Origin of the sequence: Kitasatospora sp. NPDC089797, from assembly GCF_040684795.1 — a bacterium.
In the GTDB taxonomy this organism is placed as follows: Bacteria; Actinomycetota; Actinomycetes; order Streptomycetales; family Streptomycetaceae; genus Kitasatospora.
In genome coordinates this window covers 1-18157 of sequence record NZ_JBFBGS010000077.1, presented here as the reverse complement: position 1 = coordinate 18157, position 18157 = coordinate 1, and the positions used below count along the sequence as shown (strand labels likewise).

Annotated in this window: 20 protein-coding genes; 9 read left to right on the top strand and 11 right to left on the bottom strand. The window is 72.8% G+C overall.

Annotated elements, in window-relative coordinates; genetic code table 11:
* Positions 1-15: 15 nt before the first annotated feature.
* The 3 genes from AB0O91_RS38650 to AB0O91_RS38640 form a co-directional block, all read right to left on the bottom strand.
* Complete coding sequence (locus AB0O91_RS38650; RefSeq protein WP_363443429.1) at positions 16-543, bottom strand: histidine phosphatase family protein; 528 nt, start codon at positions 541-543, stop codon at positions 16-18.
* Between the two features lie 186 nt (positions 544-729).
* The gene (locus tag AB0O91_RS38645) at positions 730-852 is read right to left on the bottom strand and encodes an SGM_5486 family transporter-associated protein (RefSeq protein WP_363443427.1); all 123 of its coding nucleotides are present in this window, start codon (positions 850-852) and stop codon (positions 730-732) included.
* A 75-nt stretch (positions 853-927) separates the two neighbouring features.
* Positions 928-2214: an MFS transporter gene (locus AB0O91_RS38640; protein WP_363443425.1), complete on the bottom strand. Its 1287-nt coding sequence runs from the start codon at positions 2212-2214 to the stop codon at positions 928-930.
* Between the two features lie 123 nt (positions 2215-2337).
* Between AB0O91_RS38640 and AB0O91_RS38635 the strand changes: the two genes are divergently transcribed.
* Positions 2338-3012 (top strand): FadR/GntR family transcriptional regulator, encoded by a 675-nt coding sequence (locus AB0O91_RS38635; RefSeq protein WP_363443423.1) that lies wholly within the window; start codon positions 2338-2340, stop codon positions 3010-3012.
* 146 nt (positions 3013-3158) lie between these two features.
* Here AB0O91_RS38635 and fabI read toward each other — a convergent pair whose 3' ends face one another.
* The gene (gene fabI, locus AB0O91_RS38630) at positions 3159-3926 is read right to left on the bottom strand and encodes an enoyl-ACP reductase FabI (protein WP_363443421.1); all 768 of its coding nucleotides are present in this window, start codon (positions 3924-3926) and stop codon (positions 3159-3161) included.
* 2 nt (positions 3927-3928) lie between these two features.
* Positions 3929-4648: a 3-oxoacyl-[acyl-carrier-protein] reductase gene (gene fabG, locus AB0O91_RS38625; RefSeq protein WP_363443419.1), complete on the bottom strand. Its 720-nt coding sequence runs from the start codon at positions 4646-4648 to the stop codon at positions 3929-3931.
* A 314-nt stretch (positions 4649-4962) separates the two neighbouring features.
* On the opposite strand from fabG, the gene AB0O91_RS38620 reads away from it, so the two are divergent.
* The 6 genes from AB0O91_RS38620 to AB0O91_RS38595 all read left to right on the top strand — a co-directional run bounded on the left by AB0O91_RS38620 (position 4963) and on the right by AB0O91_RS38595 (position 10812).
* Positions 4963-6108 (top strand): MBL fold metallo-hydrolase, encoded by a 1146-nt coding sequence (locus AB0O91_RS38620; protein ID WP_363443417.1) that lies wholly within the window; start codon positions 4963-4965, stop codon positions 6106-6108.
* Positions 6109-6313: 205 nt separating this feature from the next.
* A complete protein-coding gene (locus AB0O91_RS38615) occupies positions 6314-7816 on the top strand; it encodes a TldD/PmbA family protein (protein WP_363443459.1) in 1503 nt (500 codons plus the stop codon).
* Positions 7816-9213 carry a metallopeptidase TldD-related protein gene (locus tag AB0O91_RS38610; RefSeq protein ID WP_363443415.1) on the top strand — a complete coding sequence of 466 codons (1398 nt, stop codon included), beginning with the start codon at positions 7816-7818 and terminating at the stop codon, positions 9211-9213. The genes AB0O91_RS38615 and AB0O91_RS38610 overlap by 1 nt, the downstream gene beginning before the upstream one ends.
* Positions 9214-9245: 32 nt before the next feature.
* Positions 9246-9794: an RNA 2'-phosphotransferase gene (locus tag AB0O91_RS38605; RefSeq protein ID WP_363443457.1), complete on the top strand. Its 549-nt coding sequence runs from the start codon at positions 9246-9248 to the stop codon at positions 9792-9794.
* Between the two features lie 144 nt (positions 9795-9938).
* The gene (locus tag AB0O91_RS38600) at positions 9939-10322 is read left to right on the top strand and encodes a DUF3099 domain-containing protein (protein ID WP_363443413.1); all 384 of its coding nucleotides are present in this window, start codon (positions 9939-9941) and stop codon (positions 10320-10322) included.
* A 265-nt stretch (positions 10323-10587) separates the two neighbouring features.
* Entirely contained in the window at positions 10588-10812 is a 225-nt protein-coding gene (locus tag AB0O91_RS38595; protein WP_363443411.1) for a hypothetical protein, read from the top strand.
* A gap of 13 nt (positions 10813-10825) precedes the next feature.
* On the opposite strand, the gene moaA is transcribed toward AB0O91_RS38595, so the two are convergent.
* The 4 genes from moaA to AB0O91_RS38575 all read right to left on the bottom strand — a co-directional run bounded on the left by moaA (position 10826) and on the right by AB0O91_RS38575 (position 15166).
* Positions 10826-11815, bottom strand: a complete 990-nt coding sequence (moaA, locus tag AB0O91_RS38590; RefSeq protein ID WP_363443409.1) for a GTP 3',8-cyclase MoaA — start codon at positions 11813-11815, stop codon at positions 10826-10828.
* 75 nt (positions 11816-11890) lie between these two features.
* Positions 11891-13510 (bottom strand): cation acetate symporter, encoded by a 1620-nt coding sequence (locus tag AB0O91_RS38585; protein ID WP_363443407.1) that lies wholly within the window; start codon positions 13508-13510, stop codon positions 11891-11893.
* Positions 13507-13863, bottom strand: coding sequence for a DUF485 domain-containing protein (locus AB0O91_RS38580; protein WP_363443405.1), 357 nt, complete (start codon positions 13861-13863; stop codon positions 13507-13509). Before AB0O91_RS38580 ends, AB0O91_RS38585 begins: the two co-directional genes overlap by 4 nt.
* Positions 13864-14122: 259 nt before the next feature.
* Positions 14123-15166, bottom strand: coding sequence for a zinc-dependent alcohol dehydrogenase family protein (locus tag AB0O91_RS38575; RefSeq protein WP_363443403.1), 1044 nt, complete (start codon positions 15164-15166; stop codon positions 14123-14125).
* A gap of 145 nt (positions 15167-15311) precedes the next feature.
* Between AB0O91_RS38575 and AB0O91_RS38570 the strand changes: the two genes are divergently transcribed.
* The gene (locus AB0O91_RS38570) at positions 15312-16307 is read left to right on the top strand and encodes a DEDDh family exonuclease (protein WP_363443401.1); all 996 of its coding nucleotides are present in this window, start codon (positions 15312-15314) and stop codon (positions 16305-16307) included.
* 31 nt (positions 16308-16338) lie between these two features.
* Positions 16339-17142: an SURF1 family protein gene (locus AB0O91_RS38565; protein WP_363443399.1), complete on the top strand. Its 804-nt coding sequence runs from the start codon at positions 16339-16341 to the stop codon at positions 17140-17142.
* A 14-nt stretch (positions 17143-17156) separates the two neighbouring features.
* Here the strand turns inward: AB0O91_RS38565 and trxA are convergent, their stop codons facing one another.
* Together trxA and AB0O91_RS38555 are read right to left on the bottom strand one after the other, a co-directional pair.
* Positions 17157-17489: a thioredoxin gene (gene trxA / locus AB0O91_RS38560; protein WP_363443397.1), complete on the bottom strand. Its 333-nt coding sequence runs from the start codon at positions 17487-17489 to the stop codon at positions 17157-17159.
* Between the two features lie 3 nt (positions 17490-17492).
* On the bottom strand, positions 17493-17900 hold the full coding sequence (locus AB0O91_RS38555) for a MerR family transcriptional regulator (RefSeq protein WP_363443395.1): 408 nt from the start codon (positions 17898-17900) through the stop codon (positions 17493-17495).
* Positions 17901-18157: the final 257 nt, after the last annotated feature.

Genomic DNA, 18157 nt, shown 5'->3' with positions numbered 1-18157 from the left:
TCCGTTCCGGCCCGGTCAGTCCTGCGGCGTGTGGTACGAGACCAGTTCGGCGACGCCCGGCTCGACGTCCTTCCAGGACCCGCCGAAGCTGAGCACCGCGATCGCCGCCGTCGGGAAGCCGCCCAGCCGCAGCCGCTCCAGCGCGTCCCGGTCGCCGGCGTCCCCGGCCAGCACCTGGGTCAGGCCCAGCACGCCCGGGTTGTGGCCGACCAGCACCACGTCCGCGTACTCCTCCGGGGTCTCCTGGAGGACGGCGATGATCTCGCCCGGGCTGGCCTCGTAGATCCGGTCCTCGTACACCGTCCGACGGGCCCGCTTGGGCAGCTCGTGCGCGGCCAGCTTCCAGGTCTCGCGGGTGCGCAGGGCGGTGGAGCAGAGCACGAAGTCGGGGTTGATGCCGGAGTCGACCAGCCAGCGGCCGGCGTCCGGGGCCTGCTGGCGGCCCCGGTCGGCCAGCGGCCGGTCGTGGTCGTCCACCCCGTCCGGCCAGTCGGCCTTGGCGTGGCGGAGAACGATGATCCTGCGGGGCGTTTCGGCGCTCATACCCAGCAAGCTTGGCAGAAAAGCCGTCCGGGGGCGCGATGCTCCCGATTGCCGCCACTCCCCGAGGTGGCGGGTGCCGGCACGCCCTGTCCGCCCCCGGTCACCGGGAGTGCGACGGCGCCCGGTGCGGGCGTCGCGGCCAGGCGGAACGGGCGGACGGAGCGAGCGTGCGGAGCGGGGGTCGGGTCAGCCCATCGCGGCGGCGACGGTGGCGATGATCGCCACCAGCACCACGATGCCGCCGAAGGCGAGGGCGATGCGGCCGAGCTGCTTGCGGCCGTCGGTGGGATTCGGGTCGAGAACGGGCATGTCGGGATTCAACCACCCCGAACACGCCCGTTCCGCGCTGGCCCCACCGCTTTGGTCAGGCCTTGACCTTCCCGGTCAGGCCTTGACCTGCTCCCCGGCGGGGACGGCCTCGTCCTCGATGTGCCGGGCCCGCGCGGCCCGCAGGCCGAACAGCATCTGCGGCACCAGCAGCAGCGCCAGGAAGCCCAGCGGCCAGTACCACTCGCCGGTGGTCCCGTGGAGCCAGCCGACCAGGATCGGGCCGGGGATGGACACCAGGTAGCCGACGCCCTGGGAGAAGGCGGACAGCTGCGCGACCCCGCCCGCCGTCCGGGCCCGCAGCCCGATCATGGTCAGCACCAGCGGGAAGGCGCAGTTGGACAGGCCCAGCAGGACGGCCCACAGCCACGCGCCCCCGGCCGGGGCGAACGCCAGCCCGGCGTACCCGGCGATCCCGCAGCCGGCCAGCACCACCACGAAGAGCCGCTGGTCGCCGCGGCGGGCGGCCAGGTTGGGCAGCACGAAGGAGACCGGCACGCCGATCGCCATGGTGATCGCGAGCAGCACCCCGGAGGTGCCCTTGTCGATCCCGGCGTCCTGGAAGATCTGCGACATCCAGCCCATGACCACGTACGCGCCGGTCGCCTGGAGGCCGAAGAACCCGGCCAGCGCCCAGGCGGTCCGGCTGCGGGTGATCGGCAGCCGGGCCGGGGCCGCGGCGCCCGTCGCCCGCTCGCCGCGCTCGCGCCTGGTGATCAGCACCGGGAGCCAGAGCAGCAGGGCGACCGCGCCGAGCGCGGCCCAGACGCCCAGGCCGTAGCGCCAGTCGCCGCCGAGCGCGCTGGTCAGCGGCACGGTGACGGCGGCGGCCAGCGCGGTGCCGGCCGACAGGGCCATGGAGTACAGGCCGATCATCGGGCCGACCTTCTCCGGGAAGTACCGCTTGATCACCACCGGCAGCAGCACGTTGGAGACCGCCACACCCGCCAGGGCGAGCGCGGTGAGCAGCAGGAACACCGCGGTGCCGCCGGCGAAGGAGCGGGCCAGCACGCCCGCGGTGATCGCGCCCATGCCCGCCGTGACCACGGCGATCGGGCCGATCCGGCGGGCCGCCGCGGGCGCGGCGAAGCCGAACAGCCCGAAGCAGAGCGAGGGGACGGCGGTGACCATCCCGGCGACGGTCGGGTTCATCCCGAGGTCGGCCTGGACCTGCTTGAACAGCGGCCCGAGGCTGGTGACCACGGGGCGCAGGTTGAAGGCGGCGGCGGCGATGGCGACGGCGAAGAGCACGCCGAGGTACTTGGCCCCGGCGGGGGTGGCGGGCCGCTCGGTCTGCGGCCGGACCCCGGTACCCGGGGTGGTGGTGTCTGCTGCGGAAGGCATGAGCCCCATCATAGAATGATGGGATGAATTGATGCACCTTGGAATTGGCATGATGTGCCGACCGTTCATCCACCGGCCACCTCCCTCCAGGGCCCACCCACCCCGTAGTCGCAAGGAGTCCCCGTGGCGCTGTCCTCGCCGAGGCGCACCCCGCTGTCCGACCAGGTGATCGCGCAGTTGCGCGCCCAGATCACCTCCGGGGAGTGGCCCGTCGGCTCCCGCATCCCCACCGAGGCCGCCCTGGTCGAACAGCTGGGGGTGGCCCGCAACACCGTCCGGGAGGCCGTCCGGGCGCTCGCCCACAACGGGCTGCTGGACATCCGCCAGGGCTCCGGCACGTACGTGCTCGCCACCAGCGAGCTGGCCGGGGTGATGCACCGCCGCTTCGCCGACGCCGACCAGGCGCAGGTCGCCGAGCTGCGGGCGGCGCTGGAGACCTCCGCAGCCGGGCTGGCGGCCGTCCGCCGCACCGAGCGCGACCTCGGCCTGCTGGACGCCGCGCTCGACCGGCGCGAAGCCGCCTGGCGCTCCGGCGACGCCGAGGACTTCGTCCAGGCCGACGCCGCCTTCCACCAGGCCGTGGTGGCCGCCGCCCACAACGACGTGCTGCTGGCCGTCTACTCCGACCTCGGCGAGGTCACCCGCGAGCACCTGCGCAACGACGTCGGCCCCGAGCTGATCGCCGAGCGCTACATCGGCCACGACACCATCCGGGACGCCATCCGGGCCGGCGACGCCCAGCGCGCCTCGGTCGAGGCCGGCCGCGCCATCGGCGTCTGCGCGACCGCCGACGCGTAGCCGCCGTCACCGCGACACCGCGGCACGACCGCCGACGCGTAGCCGCCGTCACCGCGACACCGCGGCACGACCGCCCCGACGGAGAACGCCGCCGCCCGGCACCCCAGGACGGGGGCCGGGCAGCGGCGTCGCGGACTACCGGGCGGTCAGGCCCCGATGGCGTGCAGGCCGCCGTCGACGTGCACGATCTCGCCGGTGGTCTTCGGGAACCACTCCGACAGCAGCGCGACGATGGCGCGGCCGGCCGGCTCCGGGTCGCTCAGGTCCCACTTCAGCGGGGAGCGCTGGTTCCAGGTGTCGGCCAGGTCGCCGAAGCCCGGGATGGACTTGGCGGCCATCGAGCCCAGCGGGCCGGCCGAGACCAGGTTGCAGCGGATGTCCTGCGGGCCCAGGTAGCGGGCCAGGTAGCGGTTGGTGGCCTCCAGCGCGGCCTTGGCCGGGCCCATCCAGTCGTACTGCGGCCAGGCGAACTGCGCGTCGAAGGTCAGGCCGACCACCGAGCCGCCCTGCTGCATCAGCGGCATCAGCGCCATGGTCAGCGACTTCAGCGAGTACGCCGAGACGTGCATCGCGGTGGCCACGGACTCCCACGGGGTGTCCAGGAAGTTGCCACCCAGCGCGTCCTGCGGCGCGAAGCCGATCGAGTGGACGATGCCGTCCAGCGACGGCAGGGTCTCCCGGACCTGGTCGGCGATGCCCGCCAGCTGCTCCGGGTTCGAGACGTCCAGCTCCAGCACCTTGACCGGGTGCGGCAGCTTCTTGGCGATCCGCTCGGTCAGGGTCGGACGCGGGAAGGCGGTGAGGATGATCTCCGCGCCCTGCTCCTGGGCCAGCTTGGCGGCGTGGAAGGCGATGGAGGACTCCATCAGCACGCCGGTGATCAGGATCCGCTTGCCCTCGAGGATTCCACTCATGCTCAGTGACCCATGCCCAATCCGCCGTCGACGGGAATGACGGCTCCGGTGATGTACGCGGCCTCGTCCGAACCGAGGAACCGCACGGTGGAGGCGACCTCGGCGGGCGCCGCGTAGCGGCCCAGCGGCACGCCCGAGACGATCTCCGCGCGGCGCTCGTCGCTGAGCACGGCGGTCATGTCGGTGTCGACGAAGCCGGGGGCGACCACGTTGACGGTGATGTTGCGCGGACCGAGCTCGCGCGCCAGCGAGCGGGCGAAGCCGACCAGACCGGCCTTGGAGGCGGCGTAGTTGGCCTGGCCCGGCGAGCCGGACAGGCCCACCACGGAGGAGATCAGGACCACGCGGCCCTTCTTGGCGCGCATCATCAGCTTCGACGCGCGCTTGACCACCCGGAAGGTGCCGGTCAGGTTGGTGTCCACGACGGAGGTGAAGTCCTCTTCGGACATCCGCAGCAGCAGGGTGTCGTTGGTGATGCCCGCGTTGGCGACCAGCACCTGGACCGCGCCGTGCTTCTCCTCGATCTCGGTGAAGGCGGCGTCGACCTGCGCGGCGTCCGTGATGTCGCAGCGCACCGCGAGGACGTCGTACTTCGCCAGGGCCTCGGGCACCTCGCCCGAGCGGCTGGTGATGGCCACCTTGTCACCCGCCTCGGCGAAGGCCTGGGCGATCGCGAGGCCGATGCCCCGGTTTCCTCCGGTGACGAGAACCGAGCGGCTCAACGATCCACCTCTCTCCGTGTGTGAGCGGGTACGTCGGAATGCGTACGCGGTGTGACGCTATCGGGCGGTCGGCGGCGGCGGCGAATCGGGCTCCCACAGCGCCGCACCGGAGGATCTGTGGCAATCCGACAATCCGGGTCCCCGCCGCCGGGCCGTTCCCCGCCCTTCCCCGCAGGCCACGGCGCCGCCCCGAAAGGGGCCGCTGTGCGGGAACAACACGGGCGGCCGCACCCGTTGCCCCGTGGTGCGGCCCGAACCGGGACCGGCCGTACCCATCCCCGAAGAGTCCCGGTGAGGAAACGAAGGCAGGGCGCATGACCAAGGCACGGCCCGGGGGCTCCCCCCGACGCGGACGACTGCTCGCCCTCACCGCCCTGGCCGCCGGCCTCGGCGCGACCGCCTGGGCACTGCGCGACCTGCCCGCCGCGTTCGGACGCCGCCCGGACGGCGAGCGCGAGGAGCGGGTGCGCAACTCCCCGCAGTACCGCGACGGGGTCTTCCACAACGCGCCCTCGACCCTCGCCCGGGCCACCGCCGCCCCGGAGATCGACCGCGACACCGTCCGCCGGATGCTCTTCCAGCGCGAGGGCCGGGTCCCGGCCCATCCGGTGCCCACCGTCCGCCCCGCCGCCGCGACCGGCCCGGCCGCCGAGGGCGTGGAGATCACCTGGTACGGGCACGCCTCCGCGCTGGTGGAGATCGAGGGCTCGCGGGTGCTGCTCGACCCGGTCTGGAGCGACCGCTGCTCCCCCGCCGCCCACGTCGGCCCCAAGCGGCTGCACCCGGTGCCGGTCGAGCTGGAGGAACTGCCGGCGGTCGACGCGGTGCTGATCTCCCACGACCACTACGACCACCTCGACATGGCGACCGTCAAGCGCCTGGTGCGCAGCCAGTCCGCCCCCTTCGCCGTACCGCTCGGCATCGGCGGCCACCTGCGCCGCTGGGGCGTCCCCGAGCACCGGATCATCGAACTGGACTGGGACGAGACCTGCACCCTGGGCGAGCTGGTGCTCACCCTCACCTCCGCGCACCACTTCTCCGGCCGCGGGCTGACCCGCAACACCACCCTGTGGGGCTCCTGGGTGATCGCCGGCCCGAGCCGCAGGGTCTTCTACACCGGGGACTCCGGCTACTTCGAGGGCTACGCCCGGATCGGCGCGCAGCACGGCCCCTTCGACGCCGCCCTGGTGCAGATCGGCGCCTACGACGCGGCCTGGGCCGACATCCACATGACCCCCGAGGACGCCGTCCTCGCCCACCGGGACCTCCGGGCCGAACTGCTGGTGCCGGTCCACTGGTGCACCTTCAACCTGGGCCTGCACCCGTGGGCCGAGCCGGTCGAACGGCTGCTCAAGGAGGCCAAGGCGCAGGCCGTCCCGCTGGCCGTGCCGCGCCCCGGCGAGCGGGTCGACGTGGACAACCCGCCGGAGCTGGACGGCTGGTGGGAGTCCGTCTCCTGACACCCCGGGGGCCGTGCTGTCCGAAACCGCAGCACACCGGGTGAAATGCGCTGGCCGGAAACCCCGTGGACGGGAAATGATGCGGTGCGGGTGCCCCTGTGGCGCCGCACCGCACCGCCCCGCCCTCCGCGACCTGGGAGCCCGATTGCCTCCGATCCCTCCGGCCGACAGCACCGGCGCCGCGCCCGCCCGCGCCGTCGACCCGCTGTTCCTCGCCCTCCCGCTGCGCGCCCTCGCCGACGCCGCCCTCAGCCGGGCCCGCGAGCTCGGAGCCGAGCACGCCGACTTCCGCCTGGAACGGGTCCGCAGCGCCTCCTGGCGGCTGCGCGACGCCCGGCCGGCCGGCACCTCCGACAGCGTGCAACTGGGCTTCGCCGTCCGGGTCCTGCTGGACGGCGCCTGGGGCTTCGCCGCCGGGGTGGACCTCACCCCCGGGGCCGCCGCGGAGGTGGCCACCCAGGCCGTGGCGGTGGCCCGGCTCTCCGGCGGGATCAGCCGGGCGGCCGGCACCGCCGAGCGGGTCCGGCTGGCCGACGAGCCCGTCCACCGGGACGTCACCTGGGTCTCCGCGTACGAGGTCAACCCCTTCGAGGTGCCGGACGCCGAGAAGACCGCGCTGCTGGCCGAGCGCAGCGCCCGGCTGCTGGCCGCGCCGGGCGTCTCGCACGTCCAGGCGGCCCTGCTGACGGTGCAGGAGAACAAGTTCTACGCCGACACCGCGGGCACCGTGACGACCCAGCAGCGGATCCGGCTCCACTCCGACCTGGAGGCCACCGCGGTCGACGACCGCACCGGCGCCTTCGACTCGATGCGCACCCTGGCCCCGCCGGTCGGCCGCGGGTACGAGTACCTGACCGGGACGGAGTGGGACTGGGACGCCGAGCTGGCCGAACTGCCCACCCTGCTGGCCGAGAAGATGAAGGCCCCGAGCGTCCGCCCGGGCCGCTACGACCTGGTGGTCGACCCGTCCAACCTCTGGCTGACCATCCACGAGTCGATCGGCCACGCCACCGAGCTGGACCGCGCGCTCGGCTACGAGGCCGCCTACGCCGGCACGTCCTTCGCCACCTTCGACCAGCTCGGCAGCCTCCGCTACGGCTCCGAGCTGATGCACGTCACCGGCGACCGCACCGCCGAGCACGGCCTGTCCACCATCGGCTACGACGACGAGGGCGTGGCCACCCAGTCCTGGGACCTGATCCGGGACGGCGTCCTGGTCGGCTACCAACTCGACCGGGGCATGGCCGGGTTGAAGGGCTTCGAGCGCTCCAACGGCTGCGCCTTCGCGGACTCCCCCGCACACGTCCCGGTCCAGCGGATGGCCAACGTCTCGCTCCGGCCCGCCGCCGACGGACCGGACACCGAGGGCCTGTTCGCCGGGGTGGAGAACGGCCTGTACATCGTCGGCGACCGCTCCTGGTCGATCGACATGCAGCGCTACAACTTCCAGTTCACCGGCCAGCGCGCCTACGCCATCCGCAACGGCGAACTCGCCGGCCAGGTCAAGGACTTCGCCTACCAGGCCACCACCACCGACTTCTGGGGCTCGATGACGGCGGTCGGCGGCCCGCAGACCTACGTCCTCGGCGGCGCCTTCAACTGCGGCAAGGCGCAGCCCGGCCAGATCGCGGCGGTCAGCCACGGCTGCCCGTCGGCGCTGTTCCGCAACGTCAACGTGCTCAACACCCAGCAGGAGGCGGGTCACTGATGACCGCGATGCAGCCCCACGACCTCGTCGAGCTGGCGCTCGGCCTCTCCCGCGCCGACGGCTGCGTGGTGATCGCCGACGAGGAGTCCACCGCCAACCTGCGCTGGGCCGGCAACGCCCTGACCACCAACGGCGTCACCCGCGGCCGTCGGCTCACCGTGATCGCCACCGTGGCCGGCACCGAGGGCACCGCCTCCGGCGTGGTCTCCCGCGAGGCCGTCACCGCCGCGGACGTCGAGGGCCTGGTCCGGGCCGCCGAGGAGGCCGCCCGGGCGGCCGGCCCGGCCGAGGACGCCCAGCCGCTGATCGCCGACGCACCGGTGTCCCCGGACTTCACCCGGCCGCCCGCGGAGACCTCGATCGAGGTGTTCGAGGCCTTCGGCCCGGCCCTCGGCGAGGCCTTCGCCCGCGCCGCCGCCCAGGGCGAGCTGCTCTACGGCTTCGCCCGGCACGAGGTCGTCAGCAGCTACCTGGGCAGCTCCACCGGCCTGCGGCTGCGCCACGACCAGCCCACCGGCATGGTCGAGCTCAACGCCAAGACGGCCGACCTCGCCGACTCGGCCTGGATCGGCGCCGCCACCACGGACTTCACCGACGTCGACGTCCCGGCCCTGCACGCCGAGCTCACCAAGCGGCTCGGCTGGGGCGCCCGCAAGATCGACCTGCCGGCCGGGCGGTACGAGACGCTGCTGCCGCCGTCGGCCGTCGCCGACCTGATGATCTGCCTCCACTGGTCCTCCGGCGGCCGGGACGCGGCCGAGGGCCAGACGGTCTTCGCCAAGCCCGGCGGGGGCACCAGGCTCGGCGAGAAGCTGGCCGCCCTCCCGCTCACCCTGCGCGCCGACCCGCGCGAACCCGGCCTGGAGGCCGCCCCGTTCGTGCTGGCGCACCGCACCGGCGGCGACGTCTCGGTCTTCGACAACGGCGCGCCGGTCGGCGCCACCGACTGGATCCGCGAGGGCGTGCTGACCGAGCTGATCACCAGCCGGCACGCGGCCGGCCTCACCGGCCTGCCGCTGCGCCCGGCGATCGACAACCTGGTGCTGGAGACGGCCGACCAGGAGTCGGCGCCGACCCTGGACGAGATGATCGCCCGCACCGAGCGCGGCCTGCTGCTCACCTGCCTCTGGTACATCCGCGAGGTGGACCCGGCGACGCTGCTGCTCACCGGCCTCACCCGGGACGGCGTCTACCTGGTGGAGAACGGCGAAGTGGTCGGCGCCGTCAACAACTTCCGGTTCAACGAGTCCCCGGTCGACCTGCTCGGCCGGATCACCGAGGCGGGCCGCACCGAACGCTGCCTGCCCCGCGAGTGGAACGACTACTTCACCCGCACCGCGATGCCACCCGTGCGTGTCGCGGACTTCAACATGAGTTCGGTCAGCCAGGCCTCATAGCCACCGACCGACGGGGGGATACGAAGAACATGATGGACGAGAAGCGGCTGGTCAGATCGAGCAAGATGCTGTCACGCATCCTGCGGCACGAGCCGGAGCTGGTGGGGATCACGCTGGACGGCTCCGGCTGGGTCCGGGTCGACGTCCTGCTCGACGCCCTCGCGGCGAAGGGCAGGCCGCTCACCCGGCCCGAGCTCGACCACGTCGTGGCCAGCAACAACAAGCGCCGGTTCGGCTTCTCGCCGGACGGCCTCTCCATCCGCGCCAACCAGGGCCACACGGTGGCGGTCGACCTCGGTCTGACCGCCACCGAGCCGCCGCCCGTGCTGTACCACGGCACCGCCGACCGCCATCTGGCGTCGATCTTCCGCGAGGGCCTGCGCCCGATGGGCCGGCAGGACGTCCACCTGTCGGCGGAGACCGAGACGGCGACCCGGGTCGGCGCCCGGCACGGCCGCCCGGTCGTGCTGACCGTGCACGCGGCCGCGATGGCGGCGGCCGGCCACGAGTTCCGGCTCAGCGAGAACGGCGTCTGGCTCACCGACGCCGTCCCTCCGCAGTACCTCTCCCGGCGCTCGTAACCCGGCTGCCGCCGTACGGCTCCCCTATCACGCCCGACCGGGTGGGCCCCGCCCACCCGGTCTCGTCGTCCCCGCCGCCCGGGCGTACCGTGAGGAGGCCGCGCGGCACGGCGCGCGGGTGCGTGGACGAGGGCGGTAGGACACATGGGCAAGAGCGCCGAAGGCGAACAGGTCTACCGGATCACCGGGGCGCGCAGCAGCCTCTCCGAGGACGTCCGGGGACGCCAGCGCCGCTACGTCATCTCGATGCTGGTCCGCACCCTCTGCGTCCTGCTCGCGGTGGTGCTGTGGGACGTCCAGCGCTGGCTCGCCTTCGCCGCGCTGGCGGGCGGCGTGCTGCTGCCGTACTTCGCGGTGCTGATCGCCAACGCCGGCCGGGAGCGGGCGCCGGGCCTGCCGAGCACCTTCGACTTCCCGTCCGACACCCCGCTGATGCTCGGTCCCGGTGGTACGGGTGGGGCTGGTGCGGCCACTGGTACAGGACAGGCAAAGGCCGCTCCCACCGAAAGTTCACAGCGCCCGGACTGACCGTCCGATTCACGCCGGTTGGGCCTGAATCGGCTCGCTGAAAGCTCAAAAGAAGCTCAGATTAATCATGCAAGACCTCCCCATCCGAGGGTCCCGGCGTGACATACTGCGTACGCGCTCCGCATCCCCCGTCGGAGCGACGGACCGACGCCGGGCGGCTCCCCCCGTGGCTGCCCGGCGTCGCCATGCCCGGATCCGGGCGCGCCCGGTCGGCGTGACAGACTGGCGGTGACGACGCACCCGCCAGAGCACCGAGGACGGCCCGATGGACACCGCGCAGACGCCGATCTGCTCCGCCAAGGGCTGCCGGGCGGAAGCCCGTTGGGTGCTGGTGTGGAACAACCCCAAGCTGCACACCCCGGACCGCCGCAAGACCTGGATCGCCTGCGAGGAGCACCGCGAGCACCTGTCCCAGTTCCTGGGCGTGCGCGGCTTCCTCAAGGAGGTCGTCGCCTTCGCCGACTGGACCCCCGAGGACGGCCAAGCCTAGGCACTGTCCCCGCCTAGCCGCCGATCGCCGACATCGGCCGCTCGGGCTGGTGGAACTCGGGGTCGTCGATCCCGGCCCCGGCCTTCTTGCCCCACATCGCCGCCCGCCACAGCGCGCCCAGCTCCGCGTCGTCCGCCCCCGAGCGCAGCGCGGTGCGCAGGTCGGTCTCCCCGGTCGCGAACAGGCAGTTGCGCACCTGCCCGTCGGCGGTCAGCCGGGTCCGGTCGCAGGCCCGGCAGAACGGCCGGGTGACGGAGGCGATCACCCCGACCCGGCCCCGGCCGCCGTCCACCACCCAGCGCTCGGCGGGCGCCGCGCCGCGGCTGGCGGAGGGCTCCGGGGTGAGCGCGAAGCGGGCCCGCAGCAGGTCGAGGATCTCACCGGCGGTGACCATCGACGAGCGGTCCCAGCCGTGCTGGGCGTCCAGCGGCATCTGCTCGATGAAGCGCAGCTCGTAGTCCCGCTCCAGGCACCAGGCCAGCAGGTCGGCGGCCTCGTGGTCGTTGACCCCGCGCATCAGCACCGCGTTCAGCTTCACCGGCGCCAGCCCGGCCGCCTCGGCGGCGGCCAGCCCGTCCAGCACGTCCTGGTGGCGCCGGCGGCGGGTGAGGGTGAAGAACACCTCGGGGTCGAGGGTGTCCAGCGAGACGTTGACCCGGTCCAGGCCGGCCTCGCGCAGCGCCGCGGCGGTCCGGGCCAGCCCGATGCCGTTGGTGGTGAGGGAGAGCTCCGGGCGCGGCGCCAGCTCGGAGCAGGCGGCCACGATCGCGACCAGCCCGGGGCGCAGCAGCGGCTCCCCGCCGGTGAAGCGGACCTCGCGCACGCCCAGGTCGCGCACGGCCAGGGTGACCAGCCGGACGATCTCCTCGTCGGTCAGCAGCTCGGGCTTGCCCAGCCACTGCAGCCCTTCCTCCGGCATGCAGTACGTGCAGCGGAGGTTGCACCGGTCGGTCAGGGAGACCCGCAGGTCGACCGCGCGTCGTCCGAAGGTGTCGAGCAGCACGTGCGTCCCTTCCCGAAAAGCGGCCGGCCCGGCCCACCGTCGGCGGGCCGGGCCAGCATAGTCATGCCGGATCGATCAGTGGGCGCCCAGTCCGGTGAGCGAGCGGACCTCCAGTTCAGCGTACTTCGCCGGGTCGGCGCGCTCCTTGGACAGCAGGGTGCCCAGCCAGCCGGCCAGGAAGCCGATCGGGATGGAGACCAGGCCCGGGTTCTCCAGCGGGAACCAGTGGAAGTCGGCGTCCGGGAAGAGCGAGGTCTTGGCGCCGGACAGCACCGGGGAGAACACCACCAGCACCACCGAGGAGATCAGGCCCGCGTAGACCGAGCTGACCGCGCCGACGGTGGTGAAGCGCTTCCAGAACAGCGAGTAGAGCAGGGTCGGCAGGTTGGCCGAGGCGGCCACCGCGAAGGCCAGCGCGACCAGGGCCGCCGTACTGAGCTTGCCCGCGTAGAGGCTGAGCACGATGGCGACGGCCCCGATCCCGACCGCGGCCCACTTCGCGGAGCGCACCTCCTCCTTCTCGGTCGCCTTCCCGCGCCGGATCACGTTGGCGTACAGGTCGTGGGCGAAGGAGGCGGAGGAGGCCAGGGTGAGCCCGGCGACCACGGCGAGGATGGTGGCGAAGGCGACCGCGGAAATCACCGCGAGCATGATCGCCCCGCCGGTCGTCCCGGCTCCGCCGCCGAGCTGCTCGGCGAGCAGCGGTGCCGCGGTGTTGCCGGAGGGCGTCTTGCCCTCGACGGCCACCATGCCGCTGCGGCCGACCAGCGCGGCCGCGCCGAAGCCCAGCGCCAGGGTCATCAGGTAGAAGACGCCGATGATGCCGATCGCCCAGAGCACGGACTTCCGGGCGGTCTTGGCGGTGGGGACGGTGTAGAAGCGGACCAGGATGTGCGGCAGGCCGGCGGTGCCGAGCACCAGCGCGATCCCCAGGCTGATGAAGTCGAGCTTGGAGGTGTCGGTCGCCCCGTACTTCAGCCCCGGTTCCAGGAAGGCCGCGCCCTTACCGCTCGCGGAGGCCGCGGCGCCGAGCAGTTCGGAGGGGTTGAAGTGGTACTTGGCGAGCACCAGGACGGTCATCAGCGCGGCGCCGGCGATCAGCAGCACGGCCTTGACGATCTGCACCCAGGTGGTGCCCTTCATACCCCCTATCACCACGTAGATGATCATCAGTGCGCCGACCGCGAGGATGGTCCAGCGCTTGGCGCCCTCCCCCGTGACCCCCAGCAGCAGGGCCACCAGGGCGCCGGCGCCGACCATCTGGGCCAGCAGGTAGAAGATCGAGACCACGATGGTGGAGATGCCGGCCGCGGTGCGCACCGGGCGCTGGCGCATCCGGAACACGAGCACGTCCGCCATGGTGAACCGGCCGGAGTTGCGCAGCGGTTCGGCGATCAGCAGCAGCGCGACCAGCCAGGCGACCAGGAAGCCGATCGAGTACAGGAAGCCGTCGTAGCCGGTGAGCGCGATGATCCCGGCGATGCCGAGGAAGGAGGCGGCGGACATGTAGTCGCCGGAGATGGCCAGGCCGTTCTGGAAGCCGGTGAAGCCGCGGCCGCCGGCGTAGAAGTCGGCGGCGCTGCGGTTCTGCCGCCCGGCCCAGACGGTGATGACCAGGGTGGCCAGCACGAAGAGCCCGAACAGGGACATGATCAGACCGCGGTGCTCCGTGGCGGAGCTGGCGAGCGGTGTCATTCGGCGGACTCCCGGGGAGCGTGGACGACGGCACCGTGGGCTTCGCGGATCGCGGCGGCGGGCGGGTCGATCCGCCGGTCCGCGTAGCGGGCGTACCAGGCGGCGATGGCAAAGGTGGTGACGAACTGCAACAGCCCGAGCACCAGGGCCACGTTGATGTGCCCGAGGACCTTGGTGCCCATCAATCCCGGGGCGTAGCAGGAGAGTAGGACGTAGAGCAGGTACCAGAGCACGAAGCCGATGGTGACCGGGAATGCGAAGCTCCGGAACGAGCGCCGCAGGGTACGGAACTCCTCACTGTCATCGATGAGTTGGACTTCCGTGGCGGTAGTGGTGATCGGCGGCGAATCCACTCTGTCTCCTCGCTCCTTCGGTGGGGCGGTCACACGGGGGGAACAATCGAACGTGAGGGACGTCACATTCCTCGTGCGCGCCGCGCAATGCTAGGAGCGTCGTGCCCACCTCGGAAGGGGTTGACCGCGATCAGCCAGCCGTTCACCCTCTCGCACCATCCAAATGGCCGAAAACCACCACTCGCGACCCGCCCGGAGCGGGTCCGGGGAACCGAAAGGGGTGACACCGACCAGCGGTGCCACCCCTGTTGACGAAGCGTCAGAAGGTGATCCGGACCTTCAGCGCCGAGCGGTCGTCCATCGCCCGGTAGCCGTCCGGGACGCCGTCCAGGTCCACGGTGCGGTCGAAGACCAGGCCCGGCTCGATCGCGCCCGAGAGCACGTCCGGCAGCAGCTCGGGGATGTACGCCCGGGCCGGCGCGACGCCACCGTTCAGCGAAACGTTTCGGCCGAACATCTGACCGATGTCCACGCCCGCGGAGCCGCCGTGCGGCACGCCGACGTAACCGACCGCGCCGCCGTCCCGGGTGATCGAGATCGCCGTCCGCATCGACTCCTCGGTGCCGACCGCCTCCAGCACCGCGTGCGCGCCCAGCCCGCCGGTCAGCTCCCGGACCGCCTCGACCGCGGCCTCGCCGCGCTCGGCCACCACGTCCGTCGCCCCGAAGCGCCGGGCCAGCTCCGTCCGGGCGGGGTGCCGGCCCAGCGCGATGATCCGGCCCGCGCCCAGGCGGTGCGCCGCCAGCACGCCGCACAGGCCCACCGCGCCGTCGCCGACCACCGCCACCGTCGCGCCCGGACGCACCCGCGCCGACACCGCCGCGTGGTGCCCGGTGGACATCACGTCGGACAGCGCCAGCAGCCCCGGCAGCAGCTTCTCGTCGCCCGCCGCCTCCTTCGGCAGCTTCACCAGCGTGCCGTCCGCGAACGGCACCCGCACCGCCTCGCCCTGACCGCCGTCCGAGCCGATCGAGCCCCAGAAGCCGCCGTGCGGGCAGGAGGTCTGCAGGCCCTCGAGACAGAACTCACAGACGCCGTCCGACCAGACGAACGGGGCCACCACCAGGTCGCCCTTCGCGAAGTCGCGCACCTCGGCGCCGACCTCCTCGACCACGCCCAGGAACTCGTGCCCGATCCGCTGCCCGGCCACCCGCTGGGCCACTCCGCGGTAGGCCCACAGGTCACTCCCGCAGATGCAGGCGTTCACCACCCGCAGGACCACGTCCGTCGGCTGCTGGATCACCGGGTCCGGCACCTGCTCGATCCGGATGTCGTTCGGTCCGTGAATCACCGTGGCGCGCATGCGTTCTTCCTCACACACAACCGGCCCCGAGGGCCGGAAACGATCTCGACCAGGTGTACGACACCCCCGCCGACCACTCTATTCCGGCCCTCGCTCCGGAACATTTCGACCGACCCGACCGGCGCGCCCCTTATCCTGTTGGACCATGCAACCGATCCAGCCCGAGACGTACGGCGCGCCCCGGACCGCCCCGGTCCCCGCCCAGCGCTCCGCCGCCCCCGCCGAGGGCTTCGCGGTCGTCGACGTCGAGACCACCGGTCTCGGCCGCTCCGACCGCGTCATCTCGGCGGGCGTCTACCAGCTGGACGGCGACGGAGAGGTGACCGACCACTGGTACACCCTGGTCAACCCCGAGCGGGACCCGGGCCCGGTCTGGATCCACGGCCTCACCGCCGAACTGCTCTCCGGCGCGCCGACCTTCCCCGAGATCGCCGACGAGTTCGCCGTACGCCTCGCGAACCGCGTACTGGTCGCGCACAACGCGCTCTTCGACTGGAACATGATCTCCCGCGAGTTCTCCCGGGCCGGCCGCAGCGCACCGGTCGAGCAGCGGCTGTGCACCATGGTCCTCTCCCGCGACCTGCGCCTCCCGCTGCCCAACGGCAAGCTCTCCTCGCTCGCCGCGCACTTCGGCGTCCAGCAGCGCCACGCCCACAACGCCCTGGACGACGCCCGGGTGCTCGCCGAGGCGTTCCGCCCCAGCCTGCACCTGGCCCGCACCCACGGCGTCCCGCTGCCCTTCCAGACCTGCGTCGCGGTCACCGACCTCGGCGAGGACGAGCCCGCCGCCCCCGGCCGCGGCAACTGGACCGGCTCCCAGTACCGCCAGGCCAAGAAGCGCCCGCCCTGCCCGTACCCCAACCCGGGGCGCTGGGAGGACGGCAAGCCGCTGGTCCAGGGCATGCGGGTGGCCTTCACCGGCGACACCGCCACCGACCGCGAGGTGCTGGAGGACCGCGCCGCCGAGGCCGGGCTGCACATCGCGAGCTCGGTCAGCCGGCTCACCAGCCTGCTGGTCACCAACGAACCGACCAGTTGGAGCGGCAAGGCCCGCAAGGCCCGCGACGTCGGCACCCCGATCGTCACCGAGGACGCCTTCCTCCAACTGCTGCGCGAGGTCGCCCCGCACCCCGGTGCGTGAGCCGGGTGTGAGGTCGGCGTACCGTTCCCATGTGTACCGTTTTCTGCTGACCCGACAGTGGCTGATCACCATGCTGATCGCGCTGCTGCTGATCCCCGCGACGATCAAGCTGGGCTTCTGGCAGCTGCACCGCCACGAGGCGCGGGTGGCCCGGAACGAGCTGATCGGCAAGGCCCTCACGGCCTTGCCGGTGCCCTTCGACAGCCTCTCCGCGGCCCCCGGCACCGCCGTGCCGTCCGCCCTCACCTGGCGCGCGGTGACGGCCACCGGGCAGTACGACCCGGCCCACGAGTTCGTGGTCCGCAAGCGCACCGACTCCAACGGCACCCTCGGCTACTTCGTCATCACCCCGCTGAAGCTCGCCGACGGCAAGGGCACCGTCCTGATCAACCGCGGCTGGGTGCCCTCCGGCGACGGCGCCACCCAGTACCCGCCCGTCCCGGCCGCGCCGACCGGCGAGATCACCCTCACCGGCCGGCTGCGCGCCGACGAGACCACCGGCAGCAGCGGCGGCTGGGTCAAGGACCGGGCCGGCCTCCCCGACCGCCAGTTCAACCTGATCAACACCGAACAGCAGTCCAAGGAGTCCGGCACCGCCCTGCTCGGCGGCTACCTGGAGCTCACCGGCACCACCCCGGCCCCGGCCGACCAGCCCGAACTCATCCCCGAGCCCAACCACTCGGACATCGGCCCGCACATGGCGTACGCCATCCAGTGGTGGCTGTTCACCGCGATGATCCCGGTCGGCGTCTGGGTCCTGGCCCGCCGCGAGGCCAAGGACCGCGCCAAGCAGGCCGGCGAGCCCGAGGTCGCCCTCGACGCCCTCCCGGCCTGAGGCCCCGGGGCGCGCTAGAGAACGTCCGCCAACTCCCGCAACAGCCGCGCCTTCGCCCGCGCCCCGACCACCGAGCGCACCGGCTGCCCGCCCCGGAACAGCATCAGCGTCGGCATCGACAGCACCCCGTACGCCGCCTGGGTCCGGGGATTGCGGTCCACGTCCACGCTGACCACCCGCATCCGGTGCGCCTCCTCCCGCGCGACGTCCGCCAGCACCGGCGCCATCATCCGGCACGGCGGGCACCAGTCCGCCGTGAAGTCGACCAGCACCGGCCCCTCGGCCGCCAACACCTCCACTGCGAACGTCTCGTCCGTCACGGCCGGAACACCCGGGATCTCCACCATCGCCTACTCCTTCGCGAGTTCACACAGGGGCGGCTGTTCCACGGAGGCCAGTTCGTCCCGCGCCCGCACCGCCCGCTCGAACTGCCCGGCCACCTGCGACCGGACATCGGCCAACCGCGCGATGCACTCGTCCAACTCGGCCAACTTCCGCCGGTACACCTCCAACGAGGCCGGACAGGCATCCCCTTCCGGGTGCCCCGCCCGCAGGCACTCCACGAACGGCCGGGTCTCCTCCAACCCGAACCCGAAGTCCTGGAGCATCCGGATCTCCCGGAGCAACCGCAAGTCCTCCTCCCCGTACGCCCGGTACCCGTTGCCCGCCCGCCGGGCCGGCAACAACCCCAACTGCTCGTAGTACCGCAACGCCCGCGTCGTCGTCCCCGCCCGCTCCGCCAACTCCCCGATCCGCACTCCGAACCACTCCTCCCGAACAACCGGCCCCGACCGTAAACCTTCCCCCCGACGTCAACGCCAGCCCACACCACCCCTGGGCGCGCGGGCCCCGCCCCGCGCGCCCCAAACCCCGCACCCACCCACCCCCAGCAACCACCCACCCACCTCCCCCTCACCCGACCAGGCGAGAGGGACGCGCTGCGGGAGGGGGCGGTGGAGGGGGTGGGTGCGGAGAGGGGCGTAACGGGTGATTTTCAGACTGCCAACGGTCTGTA

What these genes read in the sequence shown, in the direction of transcription:
- AB0O91_RS38640 (WP_363443425.1), bottom strand. Translation starts at nt 2,214, where the DNA reads ATGCCTTCCGCAGCAGACACCACCACCCCGGGTACCGGGGTCCGGCCG.
- AB0O91_RS38575 (WP_363443403.1), bottom strand. Translation starts at nt 15,166, where the DNA reads ATGCGCGCCACGGTGATTCACGGACCGAACGACATCCGGATCGAGCAG.
- AB0O91_RS38610 (WP_363443415.1), top strand. Translation starts at nt 7,816, where the DNA reads ATGACCGCGATGCAGCCCCACGACCTCGTCGAGCTGGCGCTCGGCCTC.
- trxA (WP_363443397.1), bottom strand. Translation starts at nt 17,489, where the DNA reads ATGGTGGAGATCCCGGGTGTTCCGGCCGTGACGGACGAGACGTTCGCA.
- AB0O91_RS38600 (WP_363443413.1), top strand. Translation starts at nt 9,939, where the DNA reads ATGGGCAAGAGCGCCGAAGGCGAACAGGTCTACCGGATCACCGGGGCG.
- AB0O91_RS38605 (WP_363443457.1), top strand. Translation starts at nt 9,246, where the DNA reads ATGGACGAGAAGCGGCTGGTCAGATCGAGCAAGATGCTGTCACGCATC.
- AB0O91_RS38595 (WP_363443411.1), top strand. Translation starts at nt 10,588, where the DNA reads ATGGACACCGCGCAGACGCCGATCTGCTCCGCCAAGGGCTGCCGGGCG.
- AB0O91_RS38620 (WP_363443417.1), top strand. Translation starts at nt 4,963, where the DNA reads ATGACCAAGGCACGGCCCGGGGGCTCCCCCCGACGCGGACGACTGCTC.
- AB0O91_RS38585 (WP_363443407.1), bottom strand. Translation starts at nt 13,510, where the DNA reads ATGACACCGCTCGCCAGCTCCGCCACGGAGCACCGCGGTCTGATCATG.
- AB0O91_RS38570 (WP_363443401.1), top strand. Translation starts at nt 15,312, where the DNA reads ATGCAACCGATCCAGCCCGAGACGTACGGCGCGCCCCGGACCGCCCCG.
- AB0O91_RS38645 (WP_363443427.1), bottom strand. Translation starts at nt 852, where the DNA reads ATGCCCGTTCTCGACCCGAATCCCACCGACGGCCGCAAGCAGCTCGGC.
- fabI (WP_363443421.1), bottom strand. Translation starts at nt 3,926, where the DNA reads ATGAGTGGAATCCTCGAGGGCAAGCGGATCCTGATCACCGGCGTGCTG.
- AB0O91_RS38650 (WP_363443429.1), bottom strand. Translation starts at nt 543, where the DNA reads ATGAGCGCCGAAACGCCCCGCAGGATCATCGTTCTCCGCCACGCCAAG.